Origin of the sequence: Paenibacillus sp. FSL K6-1318 (assembly GCF_037976905.1) — a bacterium.
Lineage (GTDB): Bacteria > Bacillota > Bacilli > Paenibacillales > Paenibacillaceae > Paenibacillus > Paenibacillus amylolyticus_A.
Genome location: NZ_CP150270.1, coordinates 390,710 through 405,191 on the forward strand (window position 1 = coordinate 390,710; position 14,482 = coordinate 405,191).

The 14,482-nt window shown below is 48.0% G+C and carries 14 protein-coding genes; 5 read left to right on the forward strand and 9 right to left on the reverse strand.

Features of this window, described 5'->3' with window-relative positions:
- Positions 1 to 95: 95 nt before the first annotated feature.
- From NYE45_RS01885 to NYE45_RS01895, 3 genes are all read right to left on the reverse strand, one after another.
- The gene (locus NYE45_RS01885; protein ID WP_340015340.1) at positions 96 to 1,211 is read right to left on the reverse strand and encodes a PAS domain-containing protein; all 1,116 of its coding nucleotides are present in this window, start codon (positions 1,209 to 1,211) and stop codon (positions 96 to 98) included.
- Entirely contained in the window at positions 1,204 to 1,854 is a 651-nt protein-coding gene (locus NYE45_RS01890; protein WP_017691068.1) for a response regulator transcription factor, read from the reverse strand. Before NYE45_RS01890 ends, NYE45_RS01885 begins: the two co-directional genes overlap by 8 nt.
- Before the next feature lie 108 nt (positions 1,855 to 1,962).
- The gene (locus NYE45_RS01895; RefSeq protein ID WP_340015341.1) at positions 1,963 to 2,394 is read right to left on the reverse strand and encodes a GAF domain-containing protein; all 432 of its coding nucleotides are present in this window, start codon (positions 2,392 to 2,394) and stop codon (positions 1,963 to 1,965) included.
- Between the two features lie 374 nt (positions 2,395 to 2,768).
- Between NYE45_RS01895 and NYE45_RS01900 the strand changes: the two genes are divergently transcribed.
- A complete protein-coding gene (locus tag NYE45_RS01900; protein ID WP_248278147.1) occupies positions 2,769 to 3,545 on the forward strand; it encodes a Crp/Fnr family transcriptional regulator in 777 nt (258 codons plus the stop codon).
- A 93-nt stretch (positions 3,546 to 3,638) separates the two neighbouring features.
- Here the strand turns inward: NYE45_RS01900 and NYE45_RS01905 are convergent, their stop codons facing one another.
- The 3 genes from NYE45_RS01905 to NYE45_RS01915 all read right to left on the reverse strand — a co-directional run bounded on the left by NYE45_RS01905 (position 3,639) and on the right by NYE45_RS01915 (position 4,920).
- Positions 3,639 to 4,196, reverse strand: a complete 558-nt coding sequence (locus tag NYE45_RS01905) for a GNAT family protein (protein WP_340015342.1) — start codon at positions 4,194 to 4,196, stop codon at positions 3,639 to 3,641.
- 124 nt (positions 4,197 to 4,320) lie between these two features.
- Positions 4,321 to 4,476, reverse strand: coding sequence for a hypothetical protein (locus NYE45_RS01910; RefSeq protein WP_167350941.1), 156 nt, complete (start codon positions 4,474 to 4,476; stop codon positions 4,321 to 4,323).
- 153 nt (positions 4,477 to 4,629) lie between these two features.
- Positions 4,630 to 4,920 (reverse strand): hypothetical protein, encoded by a 291-nt coding sequence (locus NYE45_RS01915; RefSeq protein ID WP_152682947.1) that lies wholly within the window; start codon positions 4,918 to 4,920, stop codon positions 4,630 to 4,632.
- Positions 4,921 to 5,147: 227 nt separating this feature from the next.
- Between NYE45_RS01915 and NYE45_RS01920 the strand changes: the two genes are divergently transcribed.
- From NYE45_RS01920 to NYE45_RS01935, 4 genes are all read left to right on the forward strand, one after another.
- The gene (locus NYE45_RS01920; RefSeq protein ID WP_340017290.1) at positions 5,148 to 6,662 is read left to right on the forward strand and encodes a DUF6359 domain-containing protein; all 1,515 of its coding nucleotides are present in this window, start codon (positions 5,148 to 5,150) and stop codon (positions 6,660 to 6,662) included.
- 220 nt (positions 6,663 to 6,882) lie between these two features.
- Positions 6,883 to 7,512: a sporulation-specific diadenylate cyclase CdaS gene (gene cdaS, locus NYE45_RS01925; protein ID WP_340015343.1), complete on the forward strand. Its 630-nt coding sequence runs from the start codon at positions 6,883 to 6,885 to the stop codon at positions 7,510 to 7,512.
- 136 nt (positions 7,513 to 7,648) lie between these two features.
- Positions 7,649 to 8,755 carry a Glu/Leu/Phe/Val dehydrogenase gene (locus tag NYE45_RS01930; protein WP_145152180.1) on the forward strand — a complete coding sequence of 369 codons (1,107 nt, stop codon included), beginning with the start codon at positions 7,649 to 7,651 and terminating at the stop codon, positions 8,753 to 8,755.
- A 278-nt stretch (positions 8,756 to 9,033) separates the two neighbouring features.
- A complete protein-coding gene (locus tag NYE45_RS01935; RefSeq protein ID WP_340015344.1) occupies positions 9,034 to 11,061 on the forward strand; it encodes a methyl-accepting chemotaxis protein in 2,028 nt (675 codons plus the stop codon).
- Positions 11,062 to 11,164: 103 nt separating this feature from the next.
- Here NYE45_RS01935 and NYE45_RS01940 read toward each other — a convergent pair whose 3' ends face one another.
- The 3 genes from NYE45_RS01940 to NYE45_RS01950 form a co-directional block, all read right to left on the reverse strand.
- Positions 11,165 to 11,734: a nitroreductase gene (locus tag NYE45_RS01940; protein WP_340015345.1), complete on the reverse strand. Its 570-nt coding sequence runs from the start codon at positions 11,732 to 11,734 to the stop codon at positions 11,165 to 11,167.
- A gap of 9 nt (positions 11,735 to 11,743) precedes the next feature.
- Positions 11,744 to 12,760: an iron-siderophore ABC transporter substrate-binding protein gene (locus tag NYE45_RS01945; RefSeq protein WP_340015346.1), complete on the reverse strand. Its 1,017-nt coding sequence runs from the start codon at positions 12,758 to 12,760 to the stop codon at positions 11,744 to 11,746.
- A gap of 87 nt (positions 12,761 to 12,847) precedes the next feature.
- Positions 12,848 to 14,431 (reverse strand): AraC family transcriptional regulator, encoded by a 1,584-nt coding sequence (locus tag NYE45_RS01950; protein ID WP_340015347.1) that lies wholly within the window; start codon positions 14,429 to 14,431, stop codon positions 12,848 to 12,850.
- Positions 14,432 to 14,482: the final 51 nt, after the last annotated feature.

Below are 14,482 nucleotides of genomic sequence, written 5' to 3' on the forward strand. Positions count from 1 at the left end.
AAAATAAAAAGGCCACTCGCGCGTTCCAATAGCGAGCAGCCGTTAAATAATAGATAGCTGGAGTGAAGCGCAAAGCACGATGCGAAGCATATTCGTTATGCTTGTGCTGTCTTGGGCAGTAAAAGGGTAACGGTAGTCCCTTCGCCAGGCTCGGAAGAAACTCTCAACGTTCCTCCTGCACCACGGGCACGCTCTTCCATACTGAACAATCCAACGCCATTGCCAGCGGTTGCTTCGCTGAATCCAGCCCCCTGGTCTTCAATAATAACCATCGTCATGTCCTGAGCATCTTCGACAGTAACACGTGCCTCGGAAACATCGGCATACTTTGCGACATTCGTTAAGGCTTCCTGAATAATCCGGTATATGGAAATCTCCCGGTTCATCTCCAGTCGCTTGCGCAAATTACATTCCAGATCGACTTCGATCCCGTAGTGACGGGTGTAGTTCTCAATATACGTCCGAATCGCAGGAACAACACCCAGATCATCCAGAACGGATGGCCTCAGTTCCCATGCCATACCGCGTACATCTTCCATGATGCCCGTGACCTGCTTCCGCAGTGCTTCAACACCCGGTTGAGGCTGGTCTGCCAGCAGTCGGTCCATCTGAATCACCAGAGAGAAGAGACTCTGTCCAATCCCGTCATGCAGTTCACGCGAGATCCGGCGTCGCTCTTCTTCCTGAATGTTCATGACCTGGGACATCATCTTCTGCAATTCGGCTTCGACGGATTTCAGCTTGGTGACCTCGCTACGTACAGCCAGGTATTGATAGGGCTCACCGTCATTATCGAGGAAAGGCACGATGGTGGTGTTGACCCAATAATGACTGCCGTCTCTGGCACGATTGCGAATTTCCCCGTTCCATACCTTACCTGAGGATATCGTGTCCCACAGGTTTTTCATAAAGGTTTTGCCATGGTATCCGGAATTAATGATTCGATGATCCTTACCAATCAGTTCCTCGCGCTCATACTGCGAGATTTCACAGAATTTATCATTCACATATTGGATTTTGCCTTTGCGGTCCGTGAGGGCAACTATAGAGGACTCATCCAGAGCAAATTTCAGATCACTCAGTTGATGGAGGGAACCCTTTAACCTGCTGCGAAATTCGTTATCCGTAATATGATTGTCGATTTCGTTCAGCAGGAGGCGAACAGGCTGGTCTGCGAGCCCACTTAATCTGTTCTTGCGTGCACTACTCAAAGTTCAGCAACCCCTTTTTCATGGCGAACTTCACAAGTTCCGGTCTTGTACGCAGGCCAAGTTTCTCCATCAGATTGCTTTTGTGGGATTCGACCGTTTTGACACTGATGATCAGATGTTCGGCGATCTCCTTGTTGGCGTAGCCTTTGGCAATCCAGGACAAAATCTCTTTCTCCCGCTCTGATAACGTGTCATACGGTCCGGCATTTTCCTGTTTGGCTTTGTCCAGGTATTCACTCATCAGCCGCTTGGTTGCACTGGGGTACAGATAGGCGCTACCCTCTGCTACGGAACGAATCGCGGCAAGCAATTCTTCATGCGGCGCACTTTTGAGTATATATCCGGATGCTCCCGCGTGGATGGCGCGGAACAGATATTCTTCATCGTCATGCATGGTTAGTATCAAAATGGAGACATCCGGCATCAATTTCTTCAATTCAGCCGTAGCGGTCAGACCGTCTTTGCCCGGTGGCATGCTGAAATCCATCAAGACCACATCTGGTTTCAACTCTTGAGCCTTGGCAATGGCTTCATCGCCATCTGCGGCATCTCCAACGATATGTATATCATTCTTTCCTTCGAGTAAGGCGATCAGCCCGGAACGCACGACGACATGGTCGTCTACAACTAATAGTTGAATCACATCATTTCCCCCTGTCCGCTTCCTCAGTTCTATCTATATCATAACAAAAAAAGAAGCCATCCAGAGCTTAATCTCCGAATAGCCTCTCTTACTCTCTAGTTAAAACTTTTATCCAAACACCTTCGGCTGAAGATGTAGAGCGACTTGCTCCGTCTGCCGGACCATGTCCGGTGAAAAGGTGCAAGGCAGTCTGCTGCCAACGAGCAGCACGGCACCAGGCACGCTACCTTCCTGGAACACTGGGACCGCTATGGCACTTACCAGCCGCTCAGCAAGCATTAACGGGCAGCGAGCGGGTGTATGTTCGCCGGTGGATTGTGCATCAGATAGGGCTGTGCGTCCAGTTCGAAGAGCTGTGCCTACCAGATCTTGTCCGGGGCGCATTTCCATGCGTTTCACCCGTTCATTACTAGCCCCAGAGGTATACTTCCAGCGCAGCATCGTCCCGTTCAGACAGGCAAGTCCGCAGAAGTCGCTGGATGTGTTCAGGCGCAGGCCGTCGATCATCTCCTGAATGCCAGATGGCAGTTCATCATGCATGAGAGGACACTTCCTTTTTCGGATTATAACGTACATAAAGTAGAATCAATATCATTAACCTTTGATAGGATCATCTTAAAGTAAGGGTATTACGATGTTAGTTCTATTGTAGACCCTTTCTCGTACATTGTAATTCAGGGAAAACCCCTATTTCCGTTCTATAATCTACTGAACCTGGGCCGTGGAGGACTCCTAAATCAGGTACACCAAGGGATTGGAGAAATGCGAAGGATGAGGCATATCGGTGAAATGTGACTTTTCTCACAGCAAATTCAGGGAGTTTCTCCTCAAGGATCAGGTAATCCCCCGATAACCCTGACGATACTTTCGCGGTATGATGGATACATAAGGAATCACCGAGGGGGACGAAGGTTATGGGTACAGTATTTGTAGAAAGAACAACCCAAAGAACAGAGCAGAAACAAACGGAGGCGGGCAAAATGACACGAGAAACAGGCGGAATCCTTTCGTTCGTTACACCTGAGCAATGGGACCTGATTGAAGCGAAAATGCAGCCCAAACGGGTAAAGTCGGGGTATAGTCTCTTTCTCGAAGGCGATGAAGCCGGATATCTGTACTACATTCGTTCGGGACGAGTGAAAATGACCAAGTCGACGGAGGATGGCAAGGAAATTATTTTATCCATTCAACAAAGCGGCGATCTCATCGGTGAATTCGGCGGCATCGGCGGATTGAATCATAGCTACAGTGCAGAGATGGCGGAAAAAGGGGAACTGGCCATTATCTCGCTTAGCGATCTGGAAAGTATACTCAGCAAACATGGCGACCTTGCCTTGAAATTTTTGCAATGGATGGCACTGTCGCAGCGGATCACCCAGTCGAGATTCCGTGATTTGCTGCTCTATGGCAAGGCGGGTGCACTCGCTTCGACTCTGATCCGTGCCAGCAACTCGTATGGGAAGATTACACCGGATGGTATTGTGCTGGACATGAAGCTGAACCATACCGAGCTTGCCGAGATGATTGGAGCTACCCGGGAGAGTGTAACGCGGATGCTGGGGGCATGGAAGGAACAAGGTACGCTGGATATGATGGACGGCAAACTGATGATTCGGGATCTGGCAGCCTTGCGCTGCATGTGCGGATGTCCGACATTCCCAAGCTGCCCGGCAGAGCTGTGCCGGTTGTAACATAGCTTGTTCCGAGGATTCACCTCCATTGGCGATTGGGGTCGTTACGGAGAAAAAGAAAGAAAAGAAAAGCTGGCGTCCCATATATGGGAGTCAGCTTTTTGCGTTTCCATGAAATTGTTCATTAGTATATTCTCTGGCGAGAATCGAATAGAGCACCGAGTCATGAAAGGAACCTTTGTAGAACCAATGCTCTCGCATTAGACCTTCACGCTGCATACCAATCTTCTTCATAACGTTCTCCGAAGCCGTGTTGTGCGGACGACATTTGGCGTAAATGCGGTGAATGCCAAGTTCGTTGAAACCGAAACCCAGTAAAGCACGGGCTGCTTCGGCGGCATAACCTTTCCCCTGGTAAGCAGGGTTGAGGACGTAACCGATCTCTGCATTGGTTTTCTCCATAACGTGAATACCCACTCCGCCAAGGAGAGTCCGGTCACTTTTTAAACATATCGCAAGTTCAAAGCCCTCTCTTGGATGTGCCTGCTGTGTGTCCAACACAAACTGCACGTATGCCCGTGTATCCTCTTCCGTATTTGGACCCCATGCTGTATGCTGTGTAACTTCCGTCATGGAGGTATAGGCATGAATCCTCTCCCAGTCGGTCTCCCGAATCTCCCGGATAATCAGTCTGTCGGTCTCCAATTGCATCGTTGTTCACTCCTTCACGTTTGAATAACTTTAATGTACATTGTACAACAAAAATAGCCCACAACAGATTCAACGAATGAATCGGTTGTGAGCCATGATGTAGATCTATGTTGTATGTCGAATACTATTGTGGTTGTTTACATTGAACTGCGGGATACGTATATGCCAGCTTGCGAATAATTTCCTTTTGCCATTTCGTATCACCCAGATTGGTTGCCAGGTTCAGAAGATCCAAGTAATCGTCAAGCTGCAGGTCAGCCTTTTGCAGAGGTGTATTCATTCGATGTTCGTTCCCCTTTATCTATAAAATCGTAAAATCATATGCAGTAGACAGGTACATAGAGACAAGTTCAAGAATGATAATCATTATCACAGTTATATACTCATTATGCAATGAACGATGGCAAAATGCAATCCCAAGTCCGTAATGAATTCAACTTTTTTCTGAAAAAAGGCTCATCCACAGCACATAGGGGATATATACACCCAGATATGCAGACGGATACAGGAACCAGCCATTCAGCAGGAAATGGTGAATCTCGGTCGTGAATGTGGTCATATGGGCATTCGTCGCATACACATCACCTGCGATGACCGTTGCCGCACTATAAAAGCAGAGCAGCGCAACAATATGAAACAATCGTCTAACCATCCGGGAACGAAGAGCAACATAAGCCATAATCAGCGGAACAATCAACAAGAGTATCAAAAATACCAACTTCATTATCGTTTTACTCCTTCGGTAAATGGAATCCTCATGATAATCAGTATGGGCAAATAGATACGACCTCAAAACTTTTTCAAAAAGTTTACAAAAAGAAAGAGGAATTCATCATATGAACAATTAAATTAAAGGAGGATAACCCATTATCAGGTAATTTGGAGGAGGAGAAAGGGAATATGAAGAAGGCGTTATGGCAGCACTGGATCGGGGCATTCCTGGTCTTTATCATGATGGCAACCGCATTGCTCGGGCCGGGTTCGCAAAGTCCGGTACAAGCTGCAGCACCACTTACGGTATCTCAGGCCATCGCTGCCCAGAGCGGTGGAGGAACGGCAACGGTTGAAGGGATCATTGTTGGACATGCTACCGGGTCACTTACCGCGAAGTTTACATCTCCGTATGCCAATGATTTTAATGTTCTGATTGCAGATTCAGCGTCAGAGCGAACCAACGCCAGATTATTGGATGTACAAGTTCCCGCATCTTTCCGTTCGCAATATGGACTGGCTTCCAATCCGAGTCTTGTAGGCAAAAAGATCATCGTAACCGGAACCTTAGGTGCCTACAACAGCTATGCAGGAGTCAAAAACCCAACGTCCATCGCGCTTTCCTCCGGAACAACCAATCCTGATCCAGATCCGAACCCAGGTACAACACTGCCGGATGGTACCGGTAAGAAAGTATTGTTCGATAATACCCACGCCCAGACAGCAGGTGCTGCCGACTGGATTATCGACGGGGCATTTTCGGATTTTGCCAATGGTTTGCGAAACGCAGGCTTTGCCGTGGATCAGCTGGAACGCAGTATCCCGTATACATTTGGTGAGCAAGCCATCACCTATAATAAATTGAAAGATTACCACGTCTTCGTCATCGGCGAAGCCAACGTGCCGTTCAAGGCGACTGAGCAGGCTGCGCTGGTGCAGTATGTACAGAACGGAGGAAGTATCTTCTTCATCTCCGATCACTATAATGCAGACCGCAACAAAAACCGCTGGGATTCTTCCGAAGTATTCAACGGTTATCGCCGTGGTGCCTTCCTGAATCCAGCCAAAGGCATGTCCTCGGCTGAAGCTGAATCACCTGCCATGCAGGGTGTGATTAGCTCCGATTGGCTGGCGACGAACTTTGGTGTTCGATTCCGCTACAATGCCCTCGGCGATGTGAATGCATCGGATATCGTTGCACCTGCACAATCCTTCGGCATTACAGCTGGCGTTAATTCTGTAGCCATGCATGCCGGATCGACCATTGCAATTATGGACCCGAACAAGGCCAAAGGCTTGGTGTACGTACCAAGTGGTGTATCCAAGTGGGGCAATGCTGTGGATCAGGGCGTATACAATGGTGGTGGACGAGCTGAAGGAGCCTATGCCGCCATTGCGAAGATTGGTGCGGGCAAAGCTGCATTTATCGGCGACTCCTCACCTGTGGAAGACGCTACTCCGAAATATTTGCGAGAAGAGACTGGCGCTACCAAGAAGACTTATGATGGATTCAAAGAAGTGGATGATGCTACTTTCCTCGTGAATACCGTGAAATGGCTCGCAGTCAAAGAGAGCTATACCAGTCTTGCGCAAGTGCCAGGACTGACATTGGATACGGCAACAAGCCTGCTTCCGATGGAAGCTCCGGCTGCATCGACCGAGCCGCAACTTGAGCCGTGGGCTGCACCCGCAGCAGGATACAAGTGGTATGACCCGACTACATTTAAGGCAGGTTCATACGGGAAAGCTCAATAAGTGAAATAGGCAAAGATCAAATCATTATGCGAATAGGGCCTGGCCGTGAAGGTTTGCGGACAGGCTCTTTTTTTGCTTGTTATACCCGTTACAATAAGACCTTGATTAGCTCATACAGCCTTGCTGCCATTGCATAAATACCTGCTCCGAAGGGGAAGTTATGGGTACTAATGATGTGGTGCGAGGTACAACAGGTCCAACCCAAAAAAGGAGGCGACGAATGATGAATCGGCAAGCAGACTGTGACAGTTCTTCGATGAGACAGAAGCTCAAGGCGGACCTCCATCGTGTGGCGGATCGAATGAATCTGACGTTATCCCGGTTTGACAATGACAGTGCCTGTCTATTGGGACAATTTGCAGAGATTCGTGCGGAGATCAAGCAGATCGAGGTACTCGCCTCTTCGTTTTATCTGGATTGTTATCTGTCACCCTTTACCGAGAAGTTTGCCGAATTAACATCGAGCGTACAGCATCTATCTGACCGGAGATATGGTGCGCTGATTGTGATTGAACGCGAAGTTCCCTTGGAGTCGATCATCCATTCAGGGGTGGCGGTGGATGCGAGAGTGACGCATGCGTTGCTGGAATCGCTGTTCATTCCCGGTGCGCCTCTGCATGACGGGGCTGTGCTAATTCGTGGCAATCAGATCGTATCCGCGGGAAATGTGTTGCCATTGTCGCAGGCAGAAGTGCATGAACGAAAGATCGGCACCCGTCATCGGGCTGCATTGGGACTAAGCGAATTGACGGATGCGGTTGTGCTGGTCGTTTCTGAAGAGACGGGGCAGGCCTCATTCGCTGTGGATGGCGATTTGCATCCAATCAATGTGGTCGAGGTCCTTTCTTAAAAGTGAACCGGTGCTTCTCTGACATTGCGATGTGATTTTGCACAAACTGGGTATTCATGGGTACAATAGAGGATGGTAATTAAATAGAGAACACTGCGATTGGATCGCAAAAATGGTTGGAGGAGACGGTTAGCACATGAGTTGGTTTGAAGCAATGGAGCATCACGATTATGAGGAACTGGTTCTGTGCCAGGATCGAAATTCAGGGTTAAAAGCAATTATCGCCATACACGACACAACACTCGGCCCTGCGCTGGGAGGAACGCGGATGTGGACTTACGCTTCAGAGGAAGCAGCCATTGAAGACGCCCTGCGCCTTGCCCGTGGTATGACATATAAGAATGCGATATCCGGCCTCAATCTGGGCGGTGGCAAGACCGTTATCATCGGAGATCCGCGGCGTGACAAAAACGAAGCAATGTTTCGGGCGTTTGGCCGCTACATTCAAGGATTGAACGGACGTTATATCACGGCCGAAGATGTGGGAACGACGGAAGAGGACATGAACCTGATCTATCAGGAAACCGATTATGTAACAGGCATCTCGGCAAGTTATGGTTCATCCGGGAATCCATCGCCTGCAACGGCTTGGGGTGTATATCGCGGGATCAAGGCAGCAGCCAAAGAAGCATTTGGAACGGATATGCTGGAAGGCAAAACGATAGCGGTCCAAGGTGTGGGCAATGTCGCGATGCATCTATGCAAATATCTGTATGAGGAAGGTGCACGTCTGATCGTTACGGACATCCATAAGGATTCGGTCAAGCAGGCTGTGGATCGCTTCGGCGCGACCGCTGTGGATCCCGCAGACATCACGGGTGTGGATTGTGATATCTATGCACCATGTGCGCTGGGTGGCACGATTAATGACGATACGCTCAAGACGCTCAAGGCGAAGGTAGTAGCGGGTTGTGCGAATAATCAGCTACTGGAGACCCGTCATGGAGATCAACTGTATGATATGGGCATCGTTTACGCGCCTGACTACGTCATCAATGCTGGTGGTGTGATCAATATTGCAGATGAGCTGAATGGTTATAACGCGGATCGGGCGTGGAGCAAGATCGGAGAGATCTATACCAATCTGGAGAAAATATTCGAAAGCTCACGTACCGAAGGCATCGCAACTTATGTTGCCGCAGATCGTCTGGCTGAGCGACGGATAGAACAGATGAAGAATACGCGTAGCACATTCCTGCAGAATGGTCATCACGCTTTGAGTTCCCGGAGATTGCGCAAGTAAGCTTCATCCATTCATCTTGTAATCTGAAAACTGTCTGTTAGATAACGGCAACATCCATTCCAGAGATGGATCGTGTCGATCTGACAGGCAGTTTTTGTATTACTATTAGAATTAAAAAAAGAAAAACAGTGGCAATATCTCCCTAATACATCAATTCCACTATGCATATTTCCGATAATGAATATACATCGTTCAGATGGAGATGGTTCAGGAAGTGGGGAGAAGTGGAAATGGGGAAAATGGGGGAAAAGCAAGGGATAGGGCATAGGATCAAAAATATGTCCCTTAAAATCAAGCTGCCGATCATGATCAGTGTATTGGTTGTGCTGGTTCTGCTTGGTGCAACGACCACAAGTTATATGATTTCATCTGATGTTGTGGTCCGGAAAAGCAAGGATGAGATTAATGTGATGGCTGACCGCCTTGGGGAAGGGCTTTGGACAGCGATGCAGCTTCAGCAACAGATGAGTCATGCGATATCCGTACATAACACGTTCAAAGATCTCTTGAAGTTGCGTGATACGAACGAAATGACAGATGAGACCTTTTTCACAGATGAGAATCCATACTTCAATAGAGCGAATACGATTCTCGCGGACAGTATACCCGATACGGTAGGCACCAAGCCGGACTTGTTTGTGTTCGACAAGGAAGGAAACATTGTGGCGGGAACGATGCCGGAAGTGATTGGACAGCCACGGGGAGACCGGGAATATTTCAAGGAGTCCATACAGGGGAAATCCTTCATCAGTGATGCAATCGTATCGAAGAACAGCAAGAAGCTTATTATTGCCTTCTCAGAGCCTATCACCGATGAAGAGGGCAATATTCTGGGGGTGTTCGCCATGTCGGTGGACAGCAGCTTCTTCCTGGGGCAACTCGGAGATATTAAAATCAATGGTCAAGGCAGAGTTGAAGTGCTGAGCCGGAGTGGCATCATTATGTATGATTCACTGGACCCTTCCGTTGTGGGACAAACGCTGGAAGAGGACAAGGAAGCGATGGGAGTTATTGCGGATAGAGCCACCGATGAAGTGAAAATTACTTCGATGGATCGAGATGATACCTATTATCGTGTGAATCAGATTCCTGGTGCAGATCTCTCCGTGGTCATTATTGATGATTATGACGATATCAAGCGTCCATTAGAGGATATGCAGCGCCAGATGGTTATCGTGACCTTGATTGGAATAGCTCTGGCTATTGGCGTGGGATTGCTGATCTCTCGTAGTATTACGAGACCTATCATTCGTCTGATCGGGCTGTTCCAACAGCTTGCTCAGGGGAATCTGACCGTTAAGGCCAATGGCAGATATAATAGTGAATTCAAGGATCTGGCTGAAAGCTTTAATGGTATGGTGGAGCAGAACAGGAACCTGATTACCGATATGAATAGTTCGATTCATGTCCTTCAGGCCAGCACGCAGGAGCTGGAGGAGACATCCAGACAGACGGCCAGATCCATTGATGAGACATCGGCGACGTCCATGGGGATCGCGAAGGCGATGGAGGCCCAATCGGAAGATACGGAGCAGATTGCAGGCAAATTCAACAGCTTCGGCGATAAAGTGGCTGCCATGAACAGCAGTGCACAAGATGTGAAGGCAAGAGCAGATGAGATCGAAAATGTATTCCACAACGGGAATGAAGTCGTCAATGAACTGATGCGTATCAATGAGTTGAACGAACGGGAAGTGGAGAAAATCTCTGAGATTACCGTTAAACTTCAAACCAGTTCGGGCAGTATTAGTCAGATCACGGAAGCCATCAGCCAGATCGCCAAGCAGACGAACCTGCTTGCATTGAATGCTTCAATCGAAGCATCACGGGCTGGAGAGCATGGCAGAGGATTTGCGGTTGTGGCCGAAGAGATTCGCAATTTAGCCGAACAGAGTTCCCGCCAGTCCAAGGAAATCTCCAGCATTATCGAGCAGAATCTGGCCGATGTCGCCGAGAACAACCAAAGTGTTGCGGAAATTCACACCATCTCGTCCAGACAGGATGAGCTTGTCATTCAGACCCGCCAGGCGTTTGATGTGATTTTGGAGAAGGTGACGGTCATTAATCAGCAGATCGCCACGATGGCAGGACAGATGCAGGAGATGTTGCAGAACAAGGACGACGTACTGGAGTCGGCACATAGTTTGTCAGCTTCAGGAGAGCAGGTGTCCGCTTCGGTTGAAGAGGTAACGGCAACCATGATGGAGCAGTCTTCGACAGTGCAGCAGTTGGCGAACATGGTCGATACGATCGATCAATTGACGCAAAAGCTGGCCGAATCTGCCGCAAGATTCAAGGTGGAGTAAGCGCCAGTTGAATGTGATATAGGGGAAAGAAGACAAAAGGCACTCTTTATGAGTGCTTTTGTCTTCTTTTTTATGGTCTAGATTCCATATGTTTTAAGTCTATTTAGTGATCAATGAGATGCAATAGTTGAGGGAGAGGTGCGCGAGGCTTGGGCATGGGCTGATCTTCAGCGTTAAAATACCCCATGTGAAGTGTACCTACTATTTTTTCCTCTGATGTCACACCAATGGCTTCACAGAATAGTGGACTTTCGTTGAAAGGACTTGTCTTCCATACGACGCCGATGTGTTGTTCCCAGGCAAGCAACTGTATGTTCTGGATCAGTGCCGAGGTTGCAGCAAAAGCCTCTTCCCACGCTTTGGAGGGCAGGTTGGCTGTCATAACCACAACCAGATGCACAGGTGTCTGTGCACAATAGGCAGTTCTGATTTGTTGTCCGTACTTTGCTACAAATTCAGGATTGCGTGTACTCAATACAGCGCTCGCGAATGTTTCTCTGCCCTCATTCATAAACAGGATGAAGCGCCAAGGTTCCTTTTTGGAATGAAAAGGTGCCCATATCGCTGCCTCCAGAATCTCATGAATCGTTTCCAAGGGAATGGGTAGGCCATTAAATTCCTGAATCGTACGTCTTTCGATCACGGTCTGCCTAAGACTTGTTTTAGGTTTCATCATGTCCCTCTATAACTCGAAGGAAGCAGCGATCTCATCAATAATTTTGTTCAGACCGATGGGACCGTATCCTGCAAACCACAGGTTGGCATCACCGATATATACATGATCGTTCTGGACTGCATTCAGATTGGACCAGATGGAAGTATCCATGATGTTATTAAGCACAACCTTGTTTTCTTCTCCTGGACGAAGAATAATAAACAGTCGATCCGGGTTCAGCTCAGGCAGAATTTCCTCGGAAATTGCCACATTCCATGATCCCTCGAAATCTACACTGTCTACTGAAGCAGGGGTCAAGCCCAGAGCACCAAACAGAGTGAAGTTATCATCAGGTTTAATCAACTGAAGCTGTTTATCCTGTACGCGCATGTAGGCCACCGTTTCGTCTTTGGCTTTTACGGCAAGCTCATCATGAGTTGTGGCCACTTTGGCATCATAGGCGTCTTTGACCGCTTGGGCTTCTTTTTCTTTGCCAAGAACGGTTGCCGTTTCCATGAATCGCTCCCAGTCTCCTTTTTCTTCATTATCAAAAAGGATCGTTGGAGCAATCTTGGAGAGTTGCTCATAGTTTGCTTCATTTAACGTTTTGGAGGCCAGAATGAGATCCGGCTCAGCCTGGAGCAATGCTTCAAAATTGGGTGACTCGCCGGAACCTACGGCAGTGGTATCTTTCATCTGATCTGCCAGATATTCAGGGAATCCGAGATCGTTATACGTAACCATGGCTGTCGGTTCAATGCCCAGTGTGAGCAATTGGTCGGCAAAGACGTAGAGCATTCCCGCGATTTTCTTGGGTTCAGCAGGAATTTCGATATCCCCTTTGATCGTGGAAATGGTGCGTGTATTCTCACTTCCCTGTTCAGCGGTTGAGGGCTCTGCCCCATTGGACCCGGGTGAAGCGGAGTTCCCGCTGTTCTGGGAAGTTCCACAGCCTGCAAGCATGCTGCATAGAAGAAGAATGGTTATAAGGAATCGTCCTGATTTGAAAAAGGAAGAAAAGCGTTGGTTGTTAGGTAAAGACACGTTGTACACACCCTTTAACTGATTTTGATTATCATTATCAAAATAATTATAGGTGCATTCCAAATCGTAATCCATGGATATTCCTGTTTAATGCATGGACGTTTGGCTTAGGAACAATTGACTAACCCGATTCAGAAACAGATTATGAGCCAAGGAAGTATAACAGGAGTAGGGGGAGGAATCGCCCAATTCATAGACTTGATTCGTACGAACCGCCTCCCATTGCTGCCAGATTGAATTTTGCATAAGCGATGCTACAGTGTGCGCACGCTCGTCTGCTTGGCCACTTGTAAACAGAATGAAGTGTTCAATATCCGACTGGACGAGCTGTTCCAGTGACATTAAACGGGAATGGGATACGTGGTGTAGAGCTTGGGGTACGGATAACTGCAAATCATCATAGAGTACCGTCCCCAGATTACGGTTGCCGTAGACCCGGAACTGTCCATCCTCGTATTGCGCCACAGCCACAGGACGGTCATCCAGGGCATGTTGTATGCCGGATATGTTGCGGTTGACCGATAGCTCATAACGTTCCAGCCATTCTTCACCAGCTGTTATTTTGCCCACGGATTGTGCAATGGAGTACAACTGTGAACGCCAATCTCCTGCAAAAGGTATGGTACAAGTGGAGGCGATATGCCGAAATAATTCGGCTTTTTTGGGCTCTTCATAATCGGTTCCTTCATACCCAATGATCAGTTCCGGGTGTGCGTTCAATAATAGTTCCAGATCAGGCTGATCTCTGCCCACTTGAATCACATTTTTGAATTCATATGATGTTCTATGGACCGGATTAATCAGTGCCGCATATGGCTCAATACCAAGGGCAAGCAGATGCCCCGTATATGGATGGGCAATTGAAGCGATACGTGTTACGGAGCGATGCTTTTTGATATAAACCATGGGAGACAATCCGGTGGTTGCTTTAAATTTTCGGCTGAAATAGAATTCATCTTCATACCCGACCTGGCGTGCTGTTTGTTTGATCGTGTTGTCTGAGGCCAGTAGCAGATCACCGGCTTCCCGGATGCGTACGGCGTTCAAATATTCGATGGGGCCTTGTCCGATCATTTTTTTGAACAATCTGGAATAACGGGTGACACTCAGTCCAGCTATTTCAGCCAGTTTTTCGCGTGTGAAGTTCTCCTGATAATGTGTATTGATATATTTCTGGCTCTGTCGTACTGCTTCACTCGCGGTATCTTCCTGAAATTTTTGCTTCTTCTGCTTCATTAGGACAAGACACAGTTCCTGAAAGAGGATCTGACGTGCCATTCCAGCCCATGGATCTTCCTTCTGCACACCTTCATGGATTTGAATGGCGAGAACGGGAGCTGAGGGAACAACAGCGGCAATGAATTCCAGATGTGGATCAATAACTCGCTGCATGTTGCCATCCAATTCTTCGTTGTAGACATTGTAGGTTAAGGTGACACATTCAAAATCAGGCTGTACCTCGGTAGTTGCGTTACAGGTGTGAGAAGGTGGGACGGAAAGGACTTGAGGGGCGCATAGGGAGATGATTTTGTCTTCGACTTTGACAGTTAAGTTCCCTTTGATCACAACAAGCAGCGTATGATGTGGACAGGATGGAAAGGACACTTGTTCTGCATTGTTGTCGACACGCCGGGCATCAATGAGCCTATATAAAAGATTCGTGAGTTTCATCTGATCTTCTCCTGACTGCTGTGAATGTACATACTATACTGCTGCTTATAA

What these genes read in the sequence shown, in the direction of transcription:
- NYE45_RS01895 (WP_340015341.1), bottom strand. Translation starts at nt 2,394, where the DNA reads ATGCATGATGAACTGCCATCTGGCATTCAGGAGATGATCGACGGCCTG.
- NYE45_RS01900 (WP_248278147.1), top strand. Translation starts at nt 2,769, where the DNA reads ATGGGTACAGTATTTGTAGAAAGAACAACCCAAAGAACAGAGCAGAAA.
- NYE45_RS01905 (WP_340015342.1), bottom strand. Translation starts at nt 4,196, where the DNA reads ATGCAATTGGAGACCGACAGACTGATTATCCGGGAGATTCGGGAGACC.
- NYE45_RS01910 (WP_167350941.1), bottom strand. Translation starts at nt 4,476, where the DNA reads ATGAATACACCTCTGCAAAAGGCTGACCTGCAGCTTGACGATTACTTG.
- NYE45_RS01915 (WP_152682947.1), bottom strand. Translation starts at nt 4,920, where the DNA reads ATGAAGTTGGTATTTTTGATACTCTTGTTGATTGTTCCGCTGATTATG.
- NYE45_RS01920 (WP_340017290.1), top strand. Translation starts at nt 5,148, where the DNA reads ATGATGGCAACCGCATTGCTCGGGCCGGGTTCGCAAAGTCCGGTACAA.
- cdaS (WP_340015343.1), top strand. Translation starts at nt 6,883, where the DNA reads ATGATGAATCGGCAAGCAGACTGTGACAGTTCTTCGATGAGACAGAAG.
- NYE45_RS01930 (WP_145152180.1), top strand. Translation starts at nt 7,649, where the DNA reads ATGAGTTGGTTTGAAGCAATGGAGCATCACGATTATGAGGAACTGGTT.
- NYE45_RS01935 (WP_340015344.1), top strand. Translation starts at nt 9,034, where the DNA reads ATGTCCCTTAAAATCAAGCTGCCGATCATGATCAGTGTATTGGTTGTG.
- NYE45_RS01940 (WP_340015345.1), bottom strand. Translation starts at nt 11,734, where the DNA reads ATGAAACCTAAAACAAGTCTTAGGCAGACCGTGATCGAAAGACGTACG.
- NYE45_RS01950 (WP_340015347.1), bottom strand. Translation starts at nt 14,431, where the DNA reads ATGAAACTCACGAATCTTTTATATAGGCTCATTGATGCCCGGCGTGTC.